A 7209-nucleotide genomic window follows, 5' to 3' on the forward strand; every position below is an offset into this window, starting at 1 on the left:
TAAAGTTTGCGCATAAATTTGCCAATCTTTCGCCGTATTGTTAGCAATCGTCAGTAATCTTGTAATCGGCATGCCAGCGTTTGGTTTGGCTTAGGTTTTTGGTTACTTTGCGTATGCGTGTGTGCCAATCTTGCGCCGAATTGTTAGCATTCGTCCTTTGCATCGGTAATCTATCACGCCAGCGTTTGGAATGTTTCTGGCTTAATTTTTTTTTTTTTGAAAATTAAATTATAAATAAGTTGGAACTTCTCTCCTATTCTAACAAAATAAAAAACTGGAAAAACTAAACCGCTAAATTAATTTTAAATACTAAACGCAATTATAATCATAAAATCTACGCGCTATAACAACGGTTTAAAACCATTGCTGGTTCAAACCTTTAAATGAAAATCCTGCGGATTTTCAAGCGCTGCATTCCATAACAAATATTTCGTAAATTGCCGCAACGGTTTTAAGCCGTAAAACGTTATAATTCATTGCTCCGGTTTGTAATCCAGGTTCAGTTTTTAATGGAAAGTTCTGGTTCAAAAAATCAAAACTTTACGCATAATTTAATCAAATAACTGTGTGTGAAAACGTTGTCTATAATTAGTTTTTAAATTCTTTACGCAATAGTTACGGAATTACTTTGTCGAGTTTCTTTGTAGAAATTCTTTGTGGTTACTTTGTAGAAATTCGTTGTCTAAAACCTAGAAAAAGAAGAATCTGTTCATTAAAAGAAGCGAAATACATTGCGCAATTGGAGTGTCAAATATTGTGGTTACTGTGTGTAAAATTCTTTGTGTGTCGCAACAAATTATAACAACGGTTTAGCCGCATTGCTGGCATAAAACACTAAAAGAAAATCCTTCGGATTTTCATGCGCTGCATTTCATAACATATTTTTTCTTAAATTGCCGCAACGTCGGCCAAGCCTGAAACGTTAGCGACTATTGGCCAACTGAACTTGAGAATTCAAAAACTTATTGTAACAAATGATAAAATATATAGAAAAATACTGGATAATTATTGCTTTAGTATTTATCATTTTTGCATTTATAAAACCTTCTATTTGCTTCTTAATTCTTGGCTTGGTATTTTTAATTTTTAGCATTGAAAGTTATAAATTTAATAAATACATATACTTGAAAGGCGTAAAATGTTCCGCTAAAATACTAACGTATGAATCAGATTATGAAGGACATAAAACACCTATAATTGAATTTAAAATAGCTAGTGGTGAGATTATTTCCGAAAAACCATATTTTTACGCATCAACTGACTTTAGTAAAATAAGAACTTACAAAAACAAAATAAATCAGAATGTGAATATTTTATATGACCCAAAAAATCCAAAAAGATTTGTTATCCAAAGTGAAGAAGAATTCAGCTACACCGTTCTTATGCTTTTTTTCTTTATAAGTATTGCTTCCATTGCAATAGCTATCTGTGATTTATTTGGTGTAATTAATATAAACTATTAAAAAACAGTCGCTAACAGCAGTTTGGCAAAATTGCTAGGTCAGTTTTTATCAGTGAGCGACAGTGTTTGCAATTCTTCTTCGAAGTAAGGTTTTTTCTTTCAAACTTTTCGGTATATTTGTTAACGTAAATCATTAACTGTCGCAACTTTGCCAAGCTGCAAAACGTTGTACAACATTTTGAATAACATTATGGATAATTCTTATACTGAAACTAAATTTGACAATAAATGGCTTGACAAATCCTTGGAAGTTCTAGAAAATCAGTTTTGGAAAGAAATAAATTTTAGTAGCCATTTAATAAAAACTTGCAATGAATTAAGAAAAAAGCAACTTAAAGAATTTGAAGTTGAAGATTTAAGAATTATGATTGGACAAAATATTAGTCTCAAATATTTAATTCCTTTGGCAATTATTGAACTTGAACAAAATATCTTAGCCGAAGGTGATTTTTATGAAGGTGATTTATTAATTTCTGTTTTAAAATCAGACACAAATTATTGGAAAAAGGAAATTGAAAACTGGAAAACTGTTTGCGATTTGTTTCGTAGAAATGAGCAATACTTAATGACTTTCGAAACAACAAAAAGTATTAGAAATGAATGGTTAGAGAGTTTTAATAAATTTGAAAATATAAATTAAAAAACGTTGTACAACAGCAGTTTGGCAAAATTGCTAGGTTTAGTTTTTATCGGTAAGTGTCGGTGTTTGCATTTCTTCTCCGAAGTGAGGTTTTTTCTTTCAAACTTTTCGGTATATTTGTTAACGTAAATCATTAACTTTCGCAACTTTGCCAAGCTGCAACACGTTATAATCTAGTTGCGTAGTGCGTGTGTAAAAAAAAAACTTAACCACATAGTAATCAATATTTCACAACCAAATCAAAACCAATTTTGTGTGTAAACGAAACTTAAAAACATTGTGGAAAATTATTTTTTTAAGATTGGAGCGTGAAAAGTAAACTGGAAAATCTAACTAGAAATTTAGTACGCAAATCGTTGAAATCAAGTATTTTCTAAATTTGTCACAAGTGTAAATTGAAAATTTACACATGATAACAAATCACGCGTCTGAATGGAATGCCGGCGCACATTAGCACTTTTGCAGAAAAAGCAAAAGAACTAATTTCCCTTCGCTCCTTTCCTGCCAATTGGAACGCAAAAAAACGAACCGGAAATTGGAACGCAAAATTATTTTTACAATATTGTGAGTAGCAACCAGATTATAACAATGGTTTAGCCGCATTGCTGGTCTTAACTTTAAAAGGAATTTTTTCTTTTATTCATGCTTCGCATTCATAACATATTTTTTCTTAAATTGCCGCAACGTCGGCCAAGCCTGAAACGTTATACATTAGTTGCCAACTGCGCGTGAAACTCAGGAACTTAATGCAACGAACTGGAATCGAAATCTTAAAAAATTGCAGTAAAAAATAATTGGAAATTCTTTGTGGAAAAATTCAATTTGAAAAAGAAACTGGAAAAGCAAACCGGAAAAACTAACTGGAATAACTAACTGGAAATTCAGTACGAAAATCGTTAAAATCAAGTCTATCTTAAATTTGTTATAAGTGTGGAAGAAAAATCCACACACATAACAAATCACGCGCTTTCTTGAATGCCAGCGCGCATTAGCATTTTAGTTTTTTTTGAATTTTAAGTGTTGTTTAAAAAACTAAAAAGCTAATTTCCCTTCGCTCCTTTCCTGCCAATCAGAACGTAGCAAACAAAACGGAAAATTGGAATGTGAAAACTTTGTGTTTTTAAATACTTTGGGCGGCAACCAATGTATAACAGCAGTTTGGCAAAATTGCTAGGTCAGTTTTTATCAGTGAGCGACGGTGTTTGCAATTCTTCTTCGAAGTGAGGTTTTTTCTTTCAAACTTTTCGGTATATTTGTTAACGTTAATCATTAACTGTCGCAACTTTGCCAAGCTGCAACACGTTATAGGCAACTCTGGAAAAACGAAAACTATAAATATGGGAGCTTGGGGAACAGCAATATCATCTAACGACACATACTCAGATATTTACGAAGCATTTTTTACTTTATATAATGATGGATTCAATGTTATTGATATTTCTAAAAAATTAATTGCGGATAATCAGGAAATAATAAATGATTCTGATGATTCCAACAATTTTTGGTTTGCATTAGCTAAAGCTCAGTGGGAATGCAAAGAACTTGACAGTAAGCTTTTAGAAAGAATAAAACAAATTATTGAAACAGGCTCCGACCTTGAAGTTTGGAAAAATCTTGGAGCTATTGAAAAAGACATAAAAAAAAGAAAAATTGTTCTTGAAAAGTTCTATAACACTTTACAATCTGAAAAAACCAAAGCAAAAACAAGGAAAAAGAAAATCCTTGTTCAGCCAATTTTTGAAAAAGGTGATTGCTTAACATTCCAACTTGAAAATGAAAATTACGGCGGAGCAATTGTATTAGAATCAATTAAAGATTCTGAACTGGGAATAAATCTCATTGCAATAACCCGAATAAATCAAAAAAGCAAACCCACCCTACCTGATTTTAAAATTGCAGAAGTTTTGGTTCTAAATTTTGCGCTATGGAAAAACAAACAAGAAATCGGATGGTTTTATCCAATTTCCATTAAAAGGGACAAAACCAAATTTGAAGTTGTTGATAATATGAAAATCCAAATGAAATTCGATCCAAATGATTATTCAAAAGGATATTATTTTGGAGGTTCATTAGATTCCGTAAAAGAAAAAATCGAACTTCAATTCGAATTTGAAAAAGATAATCCAAAACCAGAGTTGAAGATAGAAATTGAAGAATTAATAAAGTGATAAGAGAGCTGCCTATAACAGCGGTTTTGTGCAAGCGGGGTTTTGGGGATTTATCGGTAAGGGCTTGGTGTTTGCATTTTCTTCTTTCATTTTGGGCTTTTTCCTTTATAACTTTTCGGTATATTTGTAAACATCAGTAATAAAAATCCCCGCCTGACACAAAGCCGGCGGGACGTTAGCAGAGATTATGAAAAAACAAACAGCAATCATATTGACACTTTTTTTGACAACATTATTTAGTTGCAAGAGTGACAGAAATTTTCCTGAAGTAAAAAAACTATCTGAATATAAAAACACACAATTCATTCCAACTTTGGAACATAAAATTTCAAATGACAAAAATTCGGTTTATTGTGCGACTTTACTATTCGCTTGGGAAGAAATAAGAAAACAAATTAACTCACCTTTGACAATTTCTGACGAATATTTTGACTTGAAACTACTTGATAAATCAACATCTTTCGAAAATGTTTTGAAAAGCAATGAATATTTAGTTAGTGGAGAAGTTGACGGAGATTCAATATATGCAAGGGCCGAATTTAATAAATCATTGCCATTTGATCTAAAACTTCAAAGCTTCAACAAAAAATTGACTTTTGATGGTCAAAAAGTATCTTCATTTGGTGTTTATGGCTATGACAGTTATGAACAACTTCAACTTGTAAAAATTATTTACTACAAAAACGACAACAACTTTATAATTAAACTTTTACCAAAAGACAAAGAACACGAAATCATTTTATTTAAGCCAGACCAAAGTTTCAATTCAATTGCAGAAATGACAAAGGAAATTGATAGATTGACGGAAATTGGAAAGACTGAAAAAAAGAACGAAAAAATAAATTGGAAATATTATTACAAAGAAGAAGATGAAGTAATAATTCCAAAGTTTAATTTCAACATAGAAACAAATTATACGACTTTAGAAGGAAATAAATTTAACACAGAGAAACAAAAATTTCAAATTGAACGAGCTTGGCAAAGAACTGCTTTTATTTTAGACGAAAGTGGTGCTAAAATTGAAAGCGAAGCAGAAATTACTGAAACAACTGAAGCCGTAGAAGAAGAATATGAAAAACCGAAGCCTAAAAAAATGATTTTTGACAAACCCTTTTTAATTTTACTAAAACGAACAGACAGTAAAAATCCATATTTTGGACTATGGACAAAAAATACAGAACTTATGACGAAAGAATAACCTCTGCTAACAGCGGTTTTAAGAAATGGCTAGGTCAGTGATTTTTTGGAAAGGCTAGTGTTTACATTTTTTCTTAAAAAAGAAGTTTTTTCTTAAACACTTTTCGGTATATTTGTAATGGCTTGTGAAGAAAATTACGCCACTTCTTAAAGCCGCAAAACGTTGTACACTACTTTGAAAAAACTTAATGGAAAAACTATTACTAATATTATCAATTTTCCTCATTTTTTCTTGTAAAAACAAAGAGAATAGTGATTCTGATTACCTTATGAAAATTGAAACCGAGAATAAAGAAATATTACTTTCTAGTATTGGTAAAACATACTTTGAAAAAAATTGTATTTCTTGTCACAAACTTAACGCGAAAGGAATTAGTAACTTAGATTACTCCTTCAAAAACAATAACTTAAGTGTACCTTTTTTAAGTAAATTCATTACAAATCAAGATAGCTTAATAAAAAGTAAAAATTTAGAAGCTGAAAAAATTAAAGAATACTTTGGCGATATTTATAAACATAACTTCAAGTTTAACGAAGAGGAAACTAAATCTATCATTTACTATATTAAATTTATAAAAAACAATCAATAAAAAAGCAGTGTACAACAACGGTTTAGCCGCATTGCTAGCCTAAGCCTTAAAAGAAAATCCTTCGGATTTTCATGCGCAGCATTTCATAATAATATTTTTCTTAAATTGCCGCAACGACGGCTAAGCCTGAAACGTTAGCTGTCATTTTACCAAAAAATCAACGTAAAACAAACCAAAGTGGGAAAATTTAAAGAAAATATTGGGTTTTTACCTGTGATTTTTATAGGGTTGATTGTTTTTCTTATTACTTTTCCATTTATAATTCTCTCTCTTCCATTTACTTATTACAATCGAAAAAAATTTGAAAAACAATATTCTGATTTTCTAGAACTAAATAACGATGTAAATTTTTTCTGTTATAACAATAGAAAGAACTCGAAGGAATTTATCGAAAATGAAATTATTCCTAACTTGAAAAATAATATTGAAATTGTTTACTTAAATGGTAAAAAAATTGAAACGAAAAACTACCCAAAGGATTTTATTTCAAATGCTTTATACAATCTAAAAAACTATTCAAAGTTTCCGCATCTAATGAAAATTAGAGATGGAAAACTAATTGATAAATCTATAAATACTCTTTTTTATTCAATTAAAAATCAAAATAAATCGAAAGAGAAACTTTTGGCAGAAGTAAATGACTTTTTTGAGCTAAACTAAAAGAAAATAAAAACGACAGCTAACAGCAGTTTGGCAAAATCGCTAAGTTCGGTTTTTATCAGTAAGTGCCAGTGTTTGCACTTCTTCTCCGAAGTAAGGTTTTTTCTTTCAAACTTTTCGGTATATTTGTAAAGAACAGTAATAAAAGTGTCGCAACTTTGCCAAGCTGCAACACGTTAGCAGCAACTATATAGCAGACTCAAGAATCTAACGCAATTTTCAAGACAAAAAAATGACTTAAAATTGTGTTATGAAATCAGCTTACAAAAGACTCAATCGTAGCCATAGAATTGAGATTGAAAAACTAATCGCTTTAGGGAAAAATAAAAAGCAAATTGCCTCTACTCTATCGGTACATCCAAGCACTATTTCCAGAGAGCTAAAAAGGGTTAAAAACGGTCCGTACAACTACTCAAAAGCAGAACTGGATTATGTTAACAATCTAATGGATAAAAGGTATGGGAAAACCAAAATTGAGGGCAATCCTAAACT

7 protein-coding genes are annotated in these 7209 nt (G+C 30.6%); all 7 read left to right on the forward strand.

What is annotated here, in order from left to right; all coding sequences use genetic code 11:
• Nucleotides 1-974: 974 nt before the first annotated feature.
• On the forward strand, nt 975-1463 hold the full coding sequence (locus G498_RS0109490) for a DUF3592 domain-containing protein (protein WP_026980961.1): 489 nt from the start codon (nt 975-977) through the stop codon (nt 1461-1463).
• A gap of 189 nt (nt 1464-1652) precedes the next feature.
• Nucleotides 1653-2102 carry a contact-dependent growth inhibition system immunity protein gene (locus G498_RS15445; RefSeq protein ID WP_051269837.1) on the forward strand — a complete coding sequence of 150 codons (450 nt, stop codon included), beginning with the start codon at nt 1653-1655 and terminating at the stop codon, nt 2100-2102.
• Nucleotides 2103-3439: 1337 nt separating this feature from the next.
• Nucleotides 3440-4270, forward strand: a complete 831-nt coding sequence (locus G498_RS0109515; protein ID WP_026980962.1) for a hypothetical protein — start codon at nt 3440-3442, stop codon at nt 4268-4270.
• A gap of 187 nt (nt 4271-4457) precedes the next feature.
• Nucleotides 4458-5468 carry a hypothetical protein gene (locus G498_RS0109520; RefSeq protein WP_026980963.1) on the forward strand — a complete coding sequence of 337 codons (1011 nt, stop codon included), beginning with the start codon at nt 4458-4460 and terminating at the stop codon, nt 5466-5468.
• 187 nt (nt 5469-5655) lie between these two features.
• The gene (locus G498_RS0109525; protein ID WP_026980964.1) at nt 5656-6057 is read left to right on the forward strand and encodes a c-type cytochrome; all 402 of its coding nucleotides are present in this window, start codon (nt 5656-5658) and stop codon (nt 6055-6057) included.
• A gap of 177 nt (nt 6058-6234) precedes the next feature.
• Complete coding sequence (locus G498_RS0109530) at nt 6235-6717, forward strand: hypothetical protein (RefSeq protein WP_026980965.1); 483 nt, start codon at nt 6235-6237, stop codon at nt 6715-6717.
• Nucleotides 6718-6967: 250 nt separating this feature from the next.
• Nucleotides 6968-7209: helix-turn-helix domain-containing protein (locus G498_RS0109535; protein ID WP_026980966.1), on the forward strand; the 242-nt coding region annotated here is incomplete at its 3' end.

The organism is Flavobacterium suncheonense GH29-5 = DSM 17707, assembly GCF_000430025.1.
GTDB classification, from domain to species: domain Bacteria; phylum Bacteroidota; class Bacteroidia; order Flavobacteriales; family Flavobacteriaceae; genus Flavobacterium; species Flavobacterium suncheonense.